The following is a 14,400-nucleotide window of genomic DNA, read 5'->3' as shown; positions in this document are numbered from 1 at the left end:
GGACCATATATGGGCTGTCCCGCAGGGACAGTAAAGGGGGGTTCGGATCCGTATCCAGCCATCCACCCCGACGCGGTCATGCAATTACCTCCTCGACTTTGGCAAGCGTGTCGGCGTGTTTCCCGTCGTCAGTGTACTCACGCCAGCGTGAACCGACCCAACCGTGGCTGTACGGCACGTATTTCGCGGTTTCACGGTTCGACAGGCCTTCCTCTTTACAGCGAATGGCCGTCCAGATCGCCGTTGCCTTGGCCGCCTCGCTCGCCTCGAGGCCGTCGTTCTCCTCGTCGGTGAACGCCGACCAGCGCCAGTCGCTCGCCTCTTTGGTGTTGTACCGCCAGTCCGTCGGCGGGATGCCTTCAATCTCGGCTTCGATCTTCCGGAGCTCGCCGTTGCTCACCTTGTCGGCGACGATCGCCTTCTTTCGCGAGACCTTCTTGACGATCTTGCCGACGCGCCACAGCATCGGGTGGATGGACGACTCGCCGTGAGCGATGTAGATCAACGCCCCGCCGTACTTGCGGATCTTGTACACCAGGGGTGCCATCTTCTGGCGGGTTTCGTAACCCTGTTTCCCGGTGCCGCTGGCGGCTGAAGAGAACTCGTCGCCGAGGAACAGCTTGGGTCGTTGGCTGTGCTCGAGCGGGTCGCCGTCCTGTTCGACCCAGTCCATGAGGGTGCCGTAGTCGGGAATCCAGCCGTCCTGGACGTCGCCGTCGCCGTCCACCCAGCGGTTTTTCTCCTCGAGCGACTGGATGTTCGTGCCGACCAGGGAATCTGAGCCGTGGAGATCGCGCCACCGCTGGCCGAGCAGACAGGCGAAGTCGGTCTTTCCGGCCCCCATTTCACCGAGCACGACGATCACCGGTGCCGGTCCAGCGACCAGCTCGTCTATCGTCCCCATCGCCTTGATGCCGGAGACGTCCGCCCGCTGGCTCGAGTCGCCGACCAGGTGCTTGATCGTCGGCATATCGCCGTTCTCGAGCGCCGTGCGGAGGGTTTCAGTCCCTTCGACTTTTCGGATGTGGCGGTGTTTCTCGAGGTCTTTGCTCGCCGCTGGCATCTTATCGGGGCGGCTCGTGCGGTACGGATCGTAGTGTAGTGCCCGGATGGACAGCTGACGGGACAGCTTCGCGTCGCGGATCACACCGCTGTGGTCGTGCAGTTCGCGATTCTCCCGGCCGCTGTAACCTTCCTGATGTTCGCGCGCCTGTGCAGTCGTGTAAAGGTCCTGTTCGTCAGCCATAGATTGCCTCGTGAACGTCCGCGTCGGTCGACTCGTCGATACCCCCGTCCGTCGCTGGCGGCTCCTCGAGGCCGGGATCGTCCAGGTCCTCGAGGGCGTCGGCACCACGATCGCCGAGCCGACCCCAGGCGTAGTAGCCCGCCAGCGCCGGAGCGCCGATCGTCAGCGCGAAGAACACTCGCGGAGCCGGATAGAACGCCGGTCGCTCACGGGTGTCGCCGTCAGCACCGACCGTGCGCTCTTGCGTCGGGACGGTCAGTGCGTCCGCCGGGAGCAACAGCAGCCCGCCCCAGAGGCCACAGACGAGCCCCACGGCGAACGCCAGCGCGACGATCGCCTTCGTCCGCTCACGTATCATCGGACCACCTCCACCGGCCGGAGTCGTGACCGACAATCAGCGGAACGCTGTCCCGCATCTTTCGGATCTGGTCGGCGAACAGGAGACTCGTATCAGTTCGTCCCCGTCCGTGAGTCGTGTCTTCACAGACGATGAACAGCTTCGGCGGCTCGACCGTCGGGTTTCGAACCGTTCCGTCGTGGATGTATCTCATCTTTCGGTCCCTCCATCTGTCTCGGCTGCCTGGACGGTGTCGTACAGTCGCGGCTCCGGTGCGACCGGCTTCGGCGCGTGTTCGTCGATGTACGTCTCCTCGTAGTTGTCGGCGTCCTGGATGTCGTCCATGTCGGCCTGCTCGACGTCCTTTTTCGCCGCTTCCCATCGCTTGGCGACGGCCGTCTTCGGCGCCATCTGCCCGCGTTCGTCCGCCTCGGCCTCTTCGTTGATGACGTCCGCCTGAATCTCGAGTCCCATCCGCTTGATGCGGCCCCGGAGTCGGTTGTACTCGAGGTACGCCCGCGCGAACGTGTCGTGGACGTCCTCGAGCATCGCTTTCGTCGTCACGAGCTTGCTGTCCGTGATCTTGCTGAAGTAACAGCCCGTCACCCGGAGTTCGTCCAGGTCCTCGAAGTACTCGAATTCACGGACCTCGTACGTATCGCCGTCGTTGCACACGTACGGAGACGGTCCGTCGACGGTCTTCTGGTCCCACAGCTCCGGCGCGACGTAGTACTTCTCGCGCTCGTCAGTCACACCGTTGATGTGGTATACGGTCACCATATCCCGCTGGCGCAACCGTTCGGCGCCGACGGCGAACAGCCCGAACAGTGGCGGCCCGAACAGCATCAGCGAAACGAGCATCCCCAGCGCCACCGGCGGCACGCCGGGCAGCGACGGCCGGATCAGTAGCAGCGCGACGGCGATCGACACACAGACGCCGACGACGAGCAGCTGCGCCTCGACGACGATGTACGTCAGCCGGTCCTTCCAGTCGTTGAACGTGTGTGAGAGTTCGCTCATGCTTTCTCCACCCCCGTTTGCTCGGTCCGAAGGACGTAGACGGCCCCGAGCGCCGCCAGTCCGACCGTCATGACGATGCCGAACAGCAGCCCACTGGCACCGCCGAACGCGTCGAACGGATCGTCACTGGTTTCGATGCCACTCGAGAGCCTGACCGCGCCGCCAGTCGTCGCGACAGAGACGGCCCCTCGGTCGTCGATCGTCTCGACGTCCATCGTCAGCGTGTGCGTCCCGCGCTCGAGGTCGTGACGTTGCTCGGGTACGCGCGACGCGCCTTCGTGGGTGAGGCCCGCCACCGCGTCCGACAGCACCACCTCGCGGGAGATCTCCGTGCGGATCTCGACGGTTGCCCGCCCGTCGTCGATCTCCCAGTCGGTGATCGTCGTCGCGTCGTCGATCGCGATCACCTCGAGGTCGGCCGTCTCGTTCTCTGCCCCGGTATCGGCAGCGGCCAGCCCACTGCCCATGCCCACAGCTACGAGTGCGAGCGCCAGCACTACCACCATCGCCCTACCTGAAAAGCGGGACATGGTTACGGCCCCAGTGCGTCGAGCAGGTTCGTCGCCAGTACCACCACGAGCGCGAGGATCACGACCAGGATGCCGACGCCGATCAGTGCGTCCTGGCTGTCCGGCGTTCCCCAGTCGGGCATCGACGGCAGCCAGCCACCGCCGCCACCGATTACCGAACCACCGCTGTGGTCGTCCTCGATGGCGTCTTTCAGGTCTGCAATGTTATCGAGGTATGCGCCGTACTCCTCGGCGTCGTAGGAGTCGTACTTGGGAGCGCTCCAGTCAACGTCGTCGACCTCCTGGCCGCCGTCGTCGTACATCGCTTCGATCGTGAATTCACCGTCGTAGAAGGTCACCGTCTCACCTTCGTCGAAGTTGTTGAGCTGTACCGTCTGGTTGAACTCGTCGGTGTGATAGGGCTCGCCGACCTCGAGGCCACCCTCAGGGATGTCGTCACCGGAGACCATCAACAGCCCTTCGTACGTCTCGTTGACGTACTCGGTCGGCTCGATCGATCGGTCGCCGGTCGTCTCGTTGATCGACCGTTCCTGGTCGATCGCACCGTTGTAGTGGACGACCATCGACGAAGCGTTCGTTCGATCCGGGCTCGACATCGAGAGCGAGGCTCGGAACGCATCCTGGAACCGATGGGACGTCACGTCGCTGTCGCCAGAGAGGTGACGCACCTGACCCTCAGCCGATCGGACTTCGCCGGGATCGACGATTCCGGCGTCCATGGCGTCGTACAACTCGTTGACGAACGCCGGGTCGTAGTTAACGACCAGCTGGTCAGACTGCTGTTCAATTTCCGACCAGGTGTTGTACCAGTCACGGTGGTCGATGACGGCACCAGTGGGCACCCCGCCAGTGTCGACCCCACCGACGTTCATCACAACGATGTTGCCGTGCGCCACTGCTGGCCGGGGATTGACGTTAGTACACGCACCGCAGGTTGTGCTGAACGTCTCGTCGACCTCGAACTGATCGGCCGTCTCGTTGTACTCCCAGGTCTCTTTGACTGGATGGAACGGTCTGGTAGAGGTGCGTACGATGTCGTGATTCCCATCCTGAAGGTCATCGACGTCATACTCAGCGCGCAACGCCTCTACCTCGTGAGTTTCGCCGTTGGATAACTCGACCTCGAGCGTCTCAGTCCCACCGACGAAGACCGCACTGACGCCGCTGTCGTCGCGGTCAGGATGGGGACTCATCGACGCGGTAAGGAACTCATCAGAGATGTCGCCGTCATCGTTCGCTTCCTCAGCGATGTAGGCGTACTGGAGGTGTCCCTTGTGCAGGACCTCGAGGTGATTTCGCTGGTGCATCGCGTAGTAGTCGCGGATCGCCTGCTGGGCAGCAGTATGCGCCTCTGTCGAGGAATTGCCGTTCTCGTACGCCGTTGCAATTGCGTGGCGCGCCTCGAGGCTCGCGATCGTGGAGGTGTCGGTGAGATGATTGTCGATCATCACCGTGTGGGCGTCGATCGCCTCACCCTCGCTCACCGCTCGCGAATGCATGATGGCCTCGTCACCGTTCAGGCCATCAGTATCGATGACGTCATCCGACCAGTCGCAGGTGTGGTACAGGCTGGCGGCAGCTAACTCCGCCTGGTTCGGATCGTAGCAGTTCACCTCGGTCGGAGTCTCTTCGTCATCGTCGTCTCCGTCGTCGGCAGTCGCCACACCGGTCGTCGCGATCGGGGCGACCAGCGACGTCACCAAGAGTAGTCCGACCAGGAGGACGAACACCCTGTGGGCGATGGGCTGTGTGGATGATAGCTTCATGAGTATCACTCCGTGTAGCTGAGCCAGACGGTCGAGAAGGTCGTCAGGCCGGTCGCTCCGATGAGGAGCCAGTCACTCGTTTGCAGTGCCGAAGCGAACACCGGAACGAACTCGTAGATGATCGGCAGGGCCAACGTCCCCACCATCGTCCAGCGTTCCGCCTGTGAGTAGTTCGTGCCGTCGAACTCGTTGGTCCACAAGATCCACAGCATGGACGTCGTGGCCAGGATCAACGGCACGGAGATAGCGACCGAACCGGCGGTGAAAATCGCTCTCGAAAGGTCGTACCCACCGAGCACCTGGACATTCAACGTCCAGATGCCGAAGACGATACTCGCAGCTGTGGGATACACCCACAGCGCGATCATGTCGATCTTGTCGATTGTGCCTGAAGCCATACGCACGCACGAATTCTCCGGGGCGTCGAAAACGTCAGTAAAACCAAGGCTCAGCAACTTTTATGACATGGCGGGTTGCCGCCGATCCCATGGCACTGAACAAGCTTCGCCAGCTGGATCGCAACTCGGCAGGCATCACGCTACCGAAAGACGACCTCCGGATTGAGGGGTTGCTCAACGACCAGGGCGACCTCGAGGGAGAACACCACGTCCACATCCGCCACGTCGACGAGGGGAAGTGGTCGGTCGAACTCGTCGACGGGCTGTTTGACGAATAGAATCGGTCAGAGCCACTCGACTTTTTCTCGCTCTCGTCGTTGCGCGTCAGGTGAGTACGTCCCGCGGTAGTGCTCGAGGAATGTCTCCAGGTCGTTCCAGCCACCCCAGTCGAGAACCAGCATCGGGTCGACGTCGGCCGAGGCGAGCGACGTCGCCCAGGTCCGCCGGAGGTCGTGAAAGCCCAGGTGCAACCAGCCGTCGTCGCCAGTCTCCTGGTGTAGCTCGCCAGCGCTCGCGGTGAGCCATCGCCGGAGCGAGCGCGTCGTCGAGATCTCGAGCAGCGGAGAACTGGCCGGAGCCTCACGAACGTCGCTCACCGTGCGAATCGTCGTCGCGAGATCGCGCGGAACGGGTGTCTCGCGGTACTTCTCACCTTTCCCGGCACGAACCCGCAGGACCGTTCCGGCGTCGGTGCTCACGACGTCCTTCGGGGTGACGTCGAGCACCTCGTGGGATCGAAGGCCACAGCGCGCGCCGAGAGCGAACGCGAGTCGTTTCTGGGTGTCGGGAGCCGCCTCGAGCAGCTGCTCCACTTCGGTCTGGCTGAGCCAGACCTTCATGTCGTCTCGTTTCTCATGTTGTTGAAGATTCATGGTGTCCGACTTGCGAGCAAGCCGGACGGCAACCCGGGGTGACGTAGCTGTTTTGGTGGGGGTGGGCGGCACGATCGCGGCGGATTCCGTCCGACTTCCTGGAAGAATCGGATAAAAGTACCCCGGTTGACTACTCAAGCACTACCGAGGCAGTAACATCCCTGAAGCTCAACAGTGATAGTGTGTAAAAGTAAACTGTTTGTATATAACCCCCACTCATCTAGCATTGTCAAAATTGATCCAAAGAGCTCTGTTCCTTATCGAACTCATCAATTACACTTCTCTTTGCCATGATATCTGCCCGGTGTTTAACAGCATTTTCAATATATCGATCACGTAAATTATTGAGAATGGTCTCTACTGACTTCCCACGGACACAGTATTTATAATAGGTTTCATCTTCACCTTTCTCTAATTTTGATTCGCTCTGTGGTATTTCTTCAATGAGATTGAAGCGCTCACATCGGTCGACTAGGTCATCATATAGTCGCTTTCCAATATCATCTGCATCGTAGTGTGGTAGATTCTTCTGTGAACTGAGCACACGCTGTAGCTCACTTCCTGTGAAATATCTAAGAGAGTTGTCTTCGATCAAGCGCTTTTCCAGAATTAGTCCCATTGCCTCCTCCATAATAACCTCTGGATGTGATGATGGGAAAAATGCAGGCATGACCTGTCTTCCGTACGTCAACTCAACGCCTGCTTTTAGCACGCTTGCGAGTTCACTATTATGAGTTAATTCACTACCTGTTCGAGTGTCTATGTCTGTATAAAGGTCCAGTGTTTCACCATCATAATAATGGATTCTCCAGACGTATATCCTCTCTCGGTCACGACCCTCTCGTTCATGCGTTTCTATTTCATTTATAATACGACGGTCTGCAACACTTGGGATACAGATTGCACATTCTATATCATCGATCTCCATTCCGATTTTATTAGAGAGATATCCTTTATTTTCCATAAGCTGTTCTGCCGCATCATATACTTGTTCAAGTGAGTTTGTAGGTCTGTTATCACTTGTTTTGCATTCAATGAGCAACGCTAAGTTACGCTCTGGATTACCAAATAATGCATCAGCATTAGCTAAATTCTTTTCAGATAATGGTTCTGCACCCAGAAAGGTCCAACCGGTTTTCGATTCAATAGGTCCTCCTGGGAGGAATGCGGAGATTGTTTGCTTCAGCAAATTATCGTGTTTTTTATCCCGGTCTATACCTTCTTCGAGACGGGCTCGAATGAGTTCGCTTTGATCTTCGTCAGATAGAATTTCACTCTTATATTGGTTTTTTCTCTCTAAATAGGCAGTGTTAATATCAACAATATTCTGAAACTGGCTGATGACCTCTTCCTCAGAAAGGTCATCGGCGCTCATATTACGCGTGAACCTCCAGAGATGCGTCTTCGTCTAGTGTATCCTGTACAAACTCATAGAATCGGAAAAAAGAGCCAATGTCTTTTTCGCCTTGTGGAAAAACGCGGATCTCATCTTCGTTAGCTTTTATACGAAAAGTGTTCTTCTTCTCTTGATCAATAACCTTACTTGATAAGTAGAGTGACCCCTCTTCTGCAAATGTATCTAATAGGACATAACCATTATCCTTCATATTCGACTTGAAATTATCGACTTCATGGTATTGGAGGTGATTTTTGAGAGTAATAGATGCAGGTTCTGCAGTCGGGACTTCTAATTGATCAGAGGTCCTGACCATTTTGAAATCTGCATCGTTGTAAGCACGTTTGATCTTAAGAACCTGTTTAATACACGTCTCGATTTGTTCTAACAAATAATCAAGGTCACCTGACTGGAACGTAAATATCCCTTCTTTATTTATTTTGAACTTTGAAAGATCAGGTACCCGAAATTCCATCAAACGAGGAAGAACCCCATAGTTTTCCTCCATTTCCCGCATAGTTTCCAGACCATCGTTTCCATGATATTCTATAGTGCGTGAATGGTCAGGGCGGATCCGGGCGGAAACACCGCTATGAGAAACTCGCTTTGCGGAGAAATGAGTTATTTGAGTTGCAGGCTCTTCTTCGGCAATATCTTCTCTAATACTTTGCATCACACGAGGACTTATATACAGATAATGAACACCCGGAGTGTCATTTAAAAACACCTCAATTGTATTTTCAATCTCTTCCGTCTTCCGCATATTAGTGTAGAATAATATGACTTGGAGTTCCTCATCAAAAGATAAATAAAATTCAATACGCCCGTTCAATCCATAATCTCGCCTCATCTTGAGGATTTCCCCATGTTCCTCAATCACTTCGTATCCACTATTTTCCAAAATATCTATGAGCTTTGACCAGGGGTGCTCAGTGATCCCTGCAATAATATGGAGATTACTGTTGTGAGATACAGAATAGTTCTCGGTCAGATATCGGTTGAAACTCACCCTATCGGCGAATTCCCGATCTCCGACCGAGAACACATTCATTGTCCTACCTTTCACTTAGACATCCAGCACAAAAGTATTCCGCCTTGTAGTCAAACTAGAAATATCGCTAGGTGATCAACAGTCGGGACAAAGTATTCCACCGGCCTTGCCACGGCTTCTGCAATAAAATCCCGGAACGCTCAACCACGAAGCACTCGAGGTGACGGCCTCGGCCGATGTTCAACGTCAAGCCGGCCGTCGAGATATTCCAGTCCTTCACCCGTGATCTCGTACATGTGGCTCCCTTCGAAGATCGGGGCGACTAGACCGACTTGGGACAGCAGCTGGCAACGCTCCTCGATCCGTCCTCGAGACGCGTCGAACTTGAAGATTCGAGACATGTGCTTCGGCGTCGACCACGAGTCTTCTGCGAGGTGCTCGAGAATCCGTTCGTCAAGCGTACACATCCACCGGGCTGGTTTTCGGCACATTTAGGATTGAGAGGTTTCACTGGCGTTTGGACCGCTCTGCGAGTTGTTTCGGTTGAGATACACTCCGTTTTCGGCGTCGTACTCTTCATCAAGGTACGCTTCTCCCTCTTCGGTGATTGTGTAGACACCGTTCCCTAACGGTGTGAGTAAACCGTGCTCAGCTAATTTTTTGCAGCGACGAGATACAGACGGTTGAGAAACGCGGATAGCATCTCGTTCCGCTAAATCACCCACACGTCCAGCGTCCTCGTCCCGTATGATTTCAAGGATGCGATCGTCCCAGATCGTCATCCAAGTGCCCGACTGCCTCATTGCTGTACAGTACGGGATAGATCAACCTATTACTCAGCATTTAGTCGTTGTTGCCTATCTGAGTCAAATATGCCTTAGCAATACGTTTATGTATAACCAATACATTGTGGTAGCTGCGGAGTTACCAACTCGGCTGAAGATGACTCTCGTTGGTATGTGAGATCGGGCGGCGCTGCCACGCCGCCCAGAAGGCAGCTCCGTGTGATCGCAATGAACTCCGGAACTGATGTGGGGCCAGGACCCCACGCACGGCAAGATGCATCGCCCTCGAATAATACTGACGCTCGCTGTGTTCGCGACGAACTTCGGAAGGCCGTCGCGGCGATCGACGGTGGTGACCCTGACAGCATCACCACCGGCTTCGATTCGTTCTGGGCGCACTTCATCGTCGAAGACGCCGACGTCGACCACGTCGAGGAGACGCTGACCGAGCACGAGTTCGAGTTGGTCTCGGTCCTCGAGACGCCATACTCGCTCACGCAAGTCAACGTCGACGTCGCCGACGAGCGCGAGCTTGTGGCCGACGGCGGCACCAGTTGGGCCGACCTCACCGGCTTCCAGCGTGACTGCCTCGAGGCAATCCTCCACCTCGAGAACGCCGACGAGACGACCTACGGGCTCGCGATCAGCCGCGAACTCGAGGACCAGTACGGCGACGTGAACCACGGCCGGCTGTACCCCAACTTAGACGAGCTCGTCGATGTCGGGTTCGTCGAACTGGGCCAGGTCGACCGCCGGACGAACAGCTACACCCTGACCTCGAGCGGCCGGGCCGTGCTCGAGGAACGCGCCCACACGCTCGCCGACGCGTGCGGGCTATCGGTGGCCGTCACCGACGGGGGTGACGACGCGTGATCGCCGTCTCGGAACTCTCCGATGAGGAGATCGCGGCCGTCGTCAACACGCGCGGGTTCCAGAAGATGCTCGCCTACCGGCGACTCTCCGACGGGATCGACGTGCTCGAGGACGAAGACCAGATCTTCGAGTCGATGGTCGCCTCGATCACGAAACAGCACTCACAGGTGCGTTCCGAGGAGAGCACCCGCGAGTTCTTCCGACTGTTCCGCCGCGAAGTCGAGACGTTCACCGAAGGACTTGCCGACGAGGAACAGGACGCCGACCAGGACGACCTCGAGGACCTGATCGTCGACGGTGATCGACGTGCGTGAGCACACACTGACATCGGGTCGCTGTCGTGGCACAGCAGCCGAACCGGTCTCTCGCGAACTCGACGGGGGTAACAGAGTGAACGAGGCACGAGAGACCGCGGCTGTTCACGCCAACAATCGGAACTCGCCGTTTCCGCAGGTGCAACCTCGCTTCACGCCGATGGGCCGGATCGAACCGTCGCCCCAGACCTCGGACGCGAAGATGTTCTTGCAGTTCTTACACTGCGCGGCGGCCTTTTTCCGAACGGGTTCGTTCGTCATCCTGCCCGACCAAGGGACGCAATCCGTAATCACTGCTCCTCCAAATCCTGTTGGTACCGGGGCAAGAGGATCGAAGCCCGACTGGTCGGCTGATGTGGGCGCTGAGTCTGGAGGTGCAGCATGAGCGACTCCCTCGAGCCGATCGACCCCCAGCGCGCCCTCGAAATGTACGTCGAAGGACGCCGCGACGAACTGAGCGAGAACACGCTCCCGTCGCACGTCTACCGCCTCGAGTCGTTCACCCAGTGGTGCGCCGAGGAGGAGATTGAGAACCTGAACACGCTCACCGGCCGCGACCTGTACGCCTATCGCGTGTGGCGACGCGAGGGCCAGGGTGAGGGCCGCGACGAAGTGGCGACGATCACGCTCCGTGGGCAGCTCGCTACGTTGCGCGCATTCCTTCGGTTCTGTGCCGACATCGACGCGGTTACCGAGGACCTGTACACGAAGGTTCCGCTCCCGACGGTTTCGGCGGCCGAAGGCGTGAGCGACAGTACACTCGAGCCGGATCGCGCCGTCGAAATTCTCGACTATCTGTACCGGCACCACTACGCCTCGAGAAAGCACGTCACGCTGCTGTTGCTGTGGCACACCGGCGCTCGAGCCGGTGGGGTTCGATCGCTCGACCTTCGCGACTGCGACCTCGAGGGCGACAAGCCGGGGCTTCAGTTCGTCCACCGACCGGAGACGGACACCCCGCTCAAGAAAGGAGAGAAGGGAGAGCGGTGGAACGCGATCAGTGGTCACGTTGCTGGCGTTCTTCAGGATTACATCGACGGGCCGCGCGAGAGGGTAACTGACGATCACGGCCGGGACCCGCTGCTGACGACGAGAGCAGGACGACCGACTGTCTCGACGATTCGCGACACGATGTACAGCATCACTCGTCCGTGCTGGTACGGGGCTGACTGCCCACACGATCGTGACCTCGAGGAGTGTGACGCGACGTACTACGCGAAGGCGAGTACGTGCCCATCCTCGAGGTCGCCGCACGACGTCCGAAGTGGTCGGGTGACCGCGTACCGACGCGAGGGCGTCCCCCGTCGGGTCGTCGGTGACCGACTCGACGCAAGCGACGACATCCTCGATCGCCACTACGACCGGCGGAACGACCGCGAGAAGGCCGAACAGCGCCGCGACTACCTCCCCGATTTGTAACGATGATAGCCGAAATCCCGTCCTACGCGAAGGGTCAGAAGCCCTGTCCCGTCAGGGCCCATGTACCTCGCGGCGAACAACTCGTGAGCCGCGGGTACGGGATCACTGTCAGATTCGAACCAGACGACGGCGAACGAAGCGAGCAGACGGCGTGGCTCGAATCTGTCAACGTCGATCACGCTCCGTTTCTGCCCACACTCACGCGATGTCCGGGCATCCAAGCGGACGCTCGCTCGCCCTTTATGAACGTTCGCATCGTCGGCCTATCCATGGTCGACGACACCACTCGCCTCGGATTCGGCACCGCCGTGTACGCGGAGGACGGAACCAAGATCGGCCAGATCCGCGGCTTCGACGAGGATGGATTCTACGTCACCCTTCGAGAGGGACTCGAGGGAATGAGCGTCGAGCACGTCCGGTCGGGAAAGGAGTTCGGTGAGGCCCACCTGATGTGGCGCTGTGCCGAGTGCGGCGAGATGGGTGAGCTCAACAACGACCTGCCCGAGGCGTGTCCGAACTGCGACGCGCCGAAAGAGCAGCTCTACTACTGGACCGAGGACTGACCGGAGTCGAAGACGGCCTCGAGGACCAATCGAGACCGAAGGAGGACGCGAGAACCGACCGAGATCGAAGATGGCCGCGAGAGCCGATCGAACCGAGGATCGAAGACAACCGTTTTGACGTCGCCGTTCCCACGCCGAAGCATGGAGATCGTCGTCTTCGGGGCGGGGAGCCTGGGAAGTCTCGTCGGCGGCGTCCTCGCGCGCGAACACGACGTCACGCTCGTCGGCCGCGAGCCACACGTCGAGGCCGTTCGCAGGGAGGGCCTGACTCTCGAGGGCGAACTCGAGGACCACGTCCACCCGGCGGCGACGACCGACGGGCGGGGACTCGAGGCAGAGCTCGCCGTCGTGACCGTCAAGGCCTTCGACACGGCCGAAGCGGCCGGGGCGCTCGCGACGGGGTCGATCGACGCCGTGCTCTCGTTACAGAACGGAATGGGCAACGAGGAGACGCTCGCGGCGGCGCTCGACGCCCCCGTTCTCGCGGGGACAGCGACCTACGGCGCGATCCTCGAGAGTCCCGGTGTCGTCCGGTGTACCGGCATCGGCGAGGCCGTCCTCGGGCCGCGCGAGGGTGGGTCGTCGCCGACCGCGAGCCGCGTCGGCGAGGCGTTCGCGGCGGCCGGCCTCGAGACGACCGTGGCGACCGACGTGCCGCGGCGGCTCTGGGAGAAACTGGCGGTCAACGCCGGGATCAACGCCGTCACGGCGCTCACGCAGACGCGAAACGGGGCGGTGCTCGAGGGGGAGGCGAACGACGTCGCTCGAGCGGCGGCGCGCGAGACCGCCCGCGTCGCTCGCGCGTGTGACGTCGACCTTCCGGACGAAGCGGCGGTGGCCGCAACGGAGTCGGTCGCGACGGCGACGGCGAAAAACCGGTCCTCGATGCTCCAGGACGTCCGGGCGGGTCGGCGGACGGAAGTCGACGCGATCAACGGCTACGTGGTCGATCGTGGCGCCGAGTACGGACTCGAGGTGCCGACGAACCGGACGCTGACGGCGCTGATCCGGACGTGGGAGCGAGGGGCGGGGCTTCGCTAGCGGGGAAAATTAGAACGGTGCCTGCGGGCCTTCGTCTTCCTCGCCGTCGTCGTCGACGGTCTCGCCGGGGAACGAGGGGCTCATGCCGCCACCGCCGCCCATGCCGTCCATCCCGGTGTGGGCGTGGACCTGCTCGATTTCTGGGATCTCCTTGACCATCCGGCTCTTGATCGCCTGAATCGTCATCGGCGAGATGCCACAGCCGCTGCAGGCGCCGCCGAGGGCGATCGTGACCTCGCCCGTCTCCCGGTCGATGTCCTGGATCGCCGCGCTGCCGCCGTGCATCTGGATCTGCGGGAAGTTCCGGCGCAGGAAGTTCGTCACGCGCTCTTCGAGGTCGTCTCCGTCCTGGGTCTCGGTGCTCATGCTTCGAGGTTGGGTGTGAACCTCCTTAGACCTTCCGCGTCGGTACCTTCGGCTCTCAGGCGAAGCCGAAGATGCGCTCGAGTTCGGATTCAATCTCCTCGACGTGTTTCTCGAGGACCTCCTCGAACCGATCTTCGGCGACGGTCACGCCGACGAGCCGGTCGTAGGGATCCTCGGGAAGTTCGATTCGAAACTCGCCATCATGTTCTCGCGGCTCGCCGTTCGAATCGTCCGCGGAGCGTTGCTCCGCGCTACCCTCGTAGAACGGCTCGCTCTCGTTGAGCACCTGCTGGTCGATGGCGTGGACGAGTGTGGAGTCGTAGCGGTCGTTCATCCGATTGAAGGCGTTCTTGTACGCCTGCTGGAGTTCGGGAAAGTAGTTCGCGTACTTGTCCTCGAACTTCTCGGGATCGAAGTCGGCCATGCTTGAGACGAGGAGTGGTGACGACAAAAGTCGGACGATCGGTCCCAACCGGACGATCA

19 protein-coding genes are annotated in these 14,400 nt (G+C 59.3%); 6 read left to right on the top strand and 13 right to left on the bottom strand.

What is annotated here, in order from left to right:
* Window positions 1-76: 76 nt before the first annotated feature.
* The 6 genes from NMQ09_RS03260 to NMQ09_RS03235 all read right to left on the bottom strand — a co-directional run bounded on the left by NMQ09_RS03260 (window position 77) and on the right by NMQ09_RS03235 (window position 5,297).
* The gene (locus NMQ09_RS03260; RefSeq protein WP_255193018.1) at window positions 77-1,246 is read right to left on the bottom strand and encodes a hypothetical protein; all 1,170 of its coding nucleotides are present in this window, start codon (window positions 1,244-1,246) and stop codon (window positions 77-79) included.
* Window positions 1,239-1,604: a hypothetical protein gene (locus NMQ09_RS03255; protein ID WP_255193017.1), complete on the bottom strand. Its 366-nt coding sequence runs from the start codon at window positions 1,602-1,604 to the stop codon at window positions 1,239-1,241. The genes NMQ09_RS03260 and NMQ09_RS03255 overlap by 8 nt, the downstream gene beginning before the upstream one ends.
* 189 nt (window positions 1,605-1,793) lie before the next feature.
* Window positions 1,794-2,603, bottom strand: coding sequence for a hypothetical protein (locus tag NMQ09_RS03250; protein ID WP_255193016.1), 810 nt, complete (start codon window positions 2,601-2,603; stop codon window positions 1,794-1,796).
* Window positions 2,600-3,109 carry a DUF8063 family protein gene (locus NMQ09_RS03245; RefSeq protein ID WP_255193015.1) on the bottom strand — a complete coding sequence of 170 codons (510 nt, stop codon included), beginning with the start codon at window positions 3,107-3,109 and terminating at the stop codon, window positions 2,600-2,602. Before NMQ09_RS03245 ends, NMQ09_RS03250 begins: the two co-directional genes overlap by 4 nt.
* Window positions 3,110-3,135: 26 nt before the next feature.
* A complete protein-coding gene (locus NMQ09_RS03240) occupies window positions 3,136-4,899 on the bottom strand; it encodes an Env/VP5 family phage fusion protein (RefSeq protein WP_255193014.1) in 1,764 nt (587 codons plus the stop codon).
* 5 nt (window positions 4,900-4,904) lie between these two features.
* A complete protein-coding gene (locus NMQ09_RS03235) occupies window positions 4,905-5,297 on the bottom strand; it encodes a DUF8023 family protein (protein ID WP_255193013.1) in 393 nt (130 codons plus the stop codon).
* Between the two features lie 89 nt (window positions 5,298-5,386).
* Between NMQ09_RS03235 and NMQ09_RS03230 the strand changes: the two genes are divergently transcribed.
* Window positions 5,387-5,575: a DUF8053 family protein gene (locus NMQ09_RS03230; protein WP_255193012.1), complete on the top strand. Its 189-nt coding sequence runs from the start codon at window positions 5,387-5,389 to the stop codon at window positions 5,573-5,575.
* A gap of 6 nt (window positions 5,576-5,581) precedes the next feature.
* Here the strand turns inward: NMQ09_RS03230 and NMQ09_RS03225 are convergent, their stop codons facing one another.
* The 4 genes from NMQ09_RS03225 to NMQ09_RS03210 all read right to left on the bottom strand — a co-directional run bounded on the left by NMQ09_RS03225 (window position 5,582) and on the right by NMQ09_RS03210 (window position 9,359).
* The gene (locus tag NMQ09_RS03225; protein WP_345781278.1) at window positions 5,582-6,169 is read right to left on the bottom strand and encodes a tyrosine-type recombinase/integrase; all 588 of its coding nucleotides are present in this window, start codon (window positions 6,167-6,169) and stop codon (window positions 5,582-5,584) included.
* Between the two features lie 229 nt (window positions 6,170-6,398).
* Window positions 6,399-7,544, bottom strand: a complete 1,146-nt coding sequence (locus NMQ09_RS03220; RefSeq protein WP_255193010.1) for a hypothetical protein — start codon at window positions 7,542-7,544, stop codon at window positions 6,399-6,401.
* A 1-nt stretch (window position 7,545) separates the two neighbouring features.
* Window positions 7,546-8,616 carry a hypothetical protein gene (locus NMQ09_RS03215; RefSeq protein WP_255193009.1) on the bottom strand — a complete coding sequence of 357 codons (1,071 nt, stop codon included), beginning with the start codon at window positions 8,614-8,616 and terminating at the stop codon, window positions 7,546-7,548.
* A gap of 431 nt (window positions 8,617-9,047) precedes the next feature.
* Window positions 9,048-9,359: a helix-turn-helix domain-containing protein gene (locus NMQ09_RS03210; RefSeq protein WP_255193008.1), complete on the bottom strand. Its 312-nt coding sequence runs from the start codon at window positions 9,357-9,359 to the stop codon at window positions 9,048-9,050.
* 210 nt (window positions 9,360-9,569) lie between these two features.
* On the opposite strand from NMQ09_RS03210, the gene NMQ09_RS21060 reads away from it, so the two are divergent.
* Both NMQ09_RS21060 and NMQ09_RS03200 read left to right on the top strand, forming a co-directional pair.
* Window positions 9,570-10,214, top strand: a complete 645-nt coding sequence (locus NMQ09_RS21060; protein WP_345781277.1) for a PadR family transcriptional regulator — start codon at window positions 9,570-9,572, stop codon at window positions 10,212-10,214.
* Window positions 10,211-10,528 carry a hypothetical protein gene (locus NMQ09_RS03200; RefSeq protein ID WP_255193007.1) on the top strand — a complete coding sequence of 106 codons (318 nt, stop codon included), beginning with the start codon at window positions 10,211-10,213 and terminating at the stop codon, window positions 10,526-10,528. Before NMQ09_RS21060 ends, NMQ09_RS03200 begins: the two co-directional genes overlap by 4 nt.
* 105 nt (window positions 10,529-10,633) lie before the next feature.
* Here the strand turns inward: NMQ09_RS03200 and NMQ09_RS03195 are convergent, their stop codons facing one another.
* Window positions 10,634-10,789, bottom strand: coding sequence for a hypothetical protein (locus NMQ09_RS03195; RefSeq protein ID WP_255193006.1), 156 nt, complete (start codon window positions 10,787-10,789; stop codon window positions 10,634-10,636).
* 120 nt (window positions 10,790-10,909) lie between these two features.
* Between NMQ09_RS03195 and NMQ09_RS03190 the strand changes: the two genes are divergently transcribed.
* From NMQ09_RS03190 to NMQ09_RS03180, 3 genes are all read left to right on the top strand, one after another.
* Window positions 10,910-11,947, top strand: a complete 1,038-nt coding sequence (locus NMQ09_RS03190; protein WP_255193005.1) for a tyrosine-type recombinase/integrase — start codon at window positions 10,910-10,912, stop codon at window positions 11,945-11,947.
* Window positions 11,948-12,216: 269 nt separating this feature from the next.
* Window positions 12,217-12,510 (top strand): DUF7130 family rubredoxin-like protein, encoded by a 294-nt coding sequence (locus NMQ09_RS03185; RefSeq protein WP_255193004.1) that lies wholly within the window; start codon window positions 12,217-12,219, stop codon window positions 12,508-12,510.
* Between the two features lie 141 nt (window positions 12,511-12,651).
* Complete coding sequence (locus NMQ09_RS03180) at window positions 12,652-13,551, top strand: ketopantoate reductase family protein (protein WP_255193003.1); 900 nt, start codon at window positions 12,652-12,654, stop codon at window positions 13,549-13,551.
* A gap of 9 nt (window positions 13,552-13,560) precedes the next feature.
* Here NMQ09_RS03180 and NMQ09_RS03175 read toward each other — a convergent pair whose 3' ends face one another.
* Window positions 13,561-13,917: a NifU family protein gene (locus tag NMQ09_RS03175; protein WP_255193002.1), complete on the bottom strand. Its 357-nt coding sequence runs from the start codon at window positions 13,915-13,917 to the stop codon at window positions 13,561-13,563.
* A gap of 55 nt (window positions 13,918-13,972) precedes the next feature.
* Window positions 13,973-14,341, bottom strand: coding sequence for a DUF5783 family protein (locus NMQ09_RS03170; RefSeq protein WP_255193001.1), 369 nt, complete (start codon window positions 14,339-14,341; stop codon window positions 13,973-13,975).
* Between the last annotated feature and the right edge of the window lie 59 nt (window positions 14,342-14,400).

Origin of the sequence: Natronobeatus ordinarius, from assembly GCF_024362485.1 — an archaeon.
GTDB lineage: Archaea > Halobacteriota > Halobacteria > Halobacteriales > Natrialbaceae > Natronobeatus > Natronobeatus ordinarius.
The sequence above is the reverse complement of the archived record's forward strand: the minus strand, read 5'-3'. Positions and strand labels throughout refer to the sequence as shown.

What these genes read in the sequence shown, in the direction of transcription:
- NMQ09_RS03260 (WP_255193018.1), bottom strand. Translation starts at nt 1,246, where the DNA reads ATGGCTGACGAACAGGACCTTTACACGACTGCACAGGCGCGCGAACAT.
- NMQ09_RS03255 (WP_255193017.1), bottom strand. Translation starts at nt 1,604, where the DNA reads ATGATACGTGAGCGGACGAAGGCGATCGTCGCGCTGGCGTTCGCCGTG.
- NMQ09_RS03250 (WP_255193016.1), bottom strand. Translation starts at nt 2,603, where the DNA reads ATGAGCGAACTCTCACACACGTTCAACGACTGGAAGGACCGGCTGACG.
- NMQ09_RS03245 (WP_255193015.1), bottom strand. Translation starts at nt 3,109, where the DNA reads ATGGTGGTAGTGCTGGCGCTCGCACTCGTAGCTGTGGGCATGGGCAGT.
- NMQ09_RS03240 (WP_255193014.1), bottom strand. Translation starts at nt 4,899, where the DNA reads ATGAAGCTATCATCCACACAGCCCATCGCCCACAGGGTGTTCGTCCTC.
- NMQ09_RS03235 (WP_255193013.1), bottom strand. Translation starts at nt 5,297, where the DNA reads ATGGCTTCAGGCACAATCGACAAGATCGACATGATCGCGCTGTGGGTG.
- NMQ09_RS03230 (WP_255193012.1), top strand. Translation starts at nt 5,387, where the DNA reads ATGGCACTGAACAAGCTTCGCCAGCTGGATCGCAACTCGGCAGGCATC.
- NMQ09_RS03225 (WP_345781278.1), bottom strand. Translation starts at nt 6,169, where the DNA reads ATGAATCTTCAACAACATGAGAAACGAGACGACATGAAGGTCTGGCTC.
- NMQ09_RS03220 (WP_255193010.1), bottom strand. Translation starts at nt 7,544, where the DNA reads ATGAGCGCCGATGACCTTTCTGAGGAAGAGGTCATCAGCCAGTTTCAG.
- NMQ09_RS03215 (WP_255193009.1), bottom strand. Translation starts at nt 8,616, where the DNA reads ATGAATGTGTTCTCGGTCGGAGATCGGGAATTCGCCGATAGGGTGAGT.
- NMQ09_RS03210 (WP_255193008.1), bottom strand. Translation starts at nt 9,359, where the DNA reads ATGAGGCAGTCGGGCACTTGGATGACGATCTGGGACGATCGCATCCTT.
- NMQ09_RS21060 (WP_345781277.1), top strand. Translation starts at nt 9,570, where the DNA reads ATGAACTCCGGAACTGATGTGGGGCCAGGACCCCACGCACGGCAAGAT.
- NMQ09_RS03195 (WP_255193006.1), bottom strand. Translation starts at nt 10,789, where the DNA reads ATGACGAACGAACCCGTTCGGAAAAAGGCCGCCGCGCAGTGTAAGAAC.
- NMQ09_RS03190 (WP_255193005.1), top strand. Translation starts at nt 10,910, where the DNA reads ATGAGCGACTCCCTCGAGCCGATCGACCCCCAGCGCGCCCTCGAAATG.
- NMQ09_RS03185 (WP_255193004.1), top strand. Translation starts at nt 12,217, where the DNA reads ATGGTCGACGACACCACTCGCCTCGGATTCGGCACCGCCGTGTACGCG.
- NMQ09_RS03180 (WP_255193003.1), top strand. Translation starts at nt 12,652, where the DNA reads ATGGAGATCGTCGTCTTCGGGGCGGGGAGCCTGGGAAGTCTCGTCGGC.
- NMQ09_RS03175 (WP_255193002.1), bottom strand. Translation starts at nt 13,917, where the DNA reads ATGAGCACCGAGACCCAGGACGGAGACGACCTCGAAGAGCGCGTGACG.
- NMQ09_RS03170 (WP_255193001.1), bottom strand. Translation starts at nt 14,341, where the DNA reads ATGGCCGACTTCGATCCCGAGAAGTTCGAGGACAAGTACGCGAACTAC.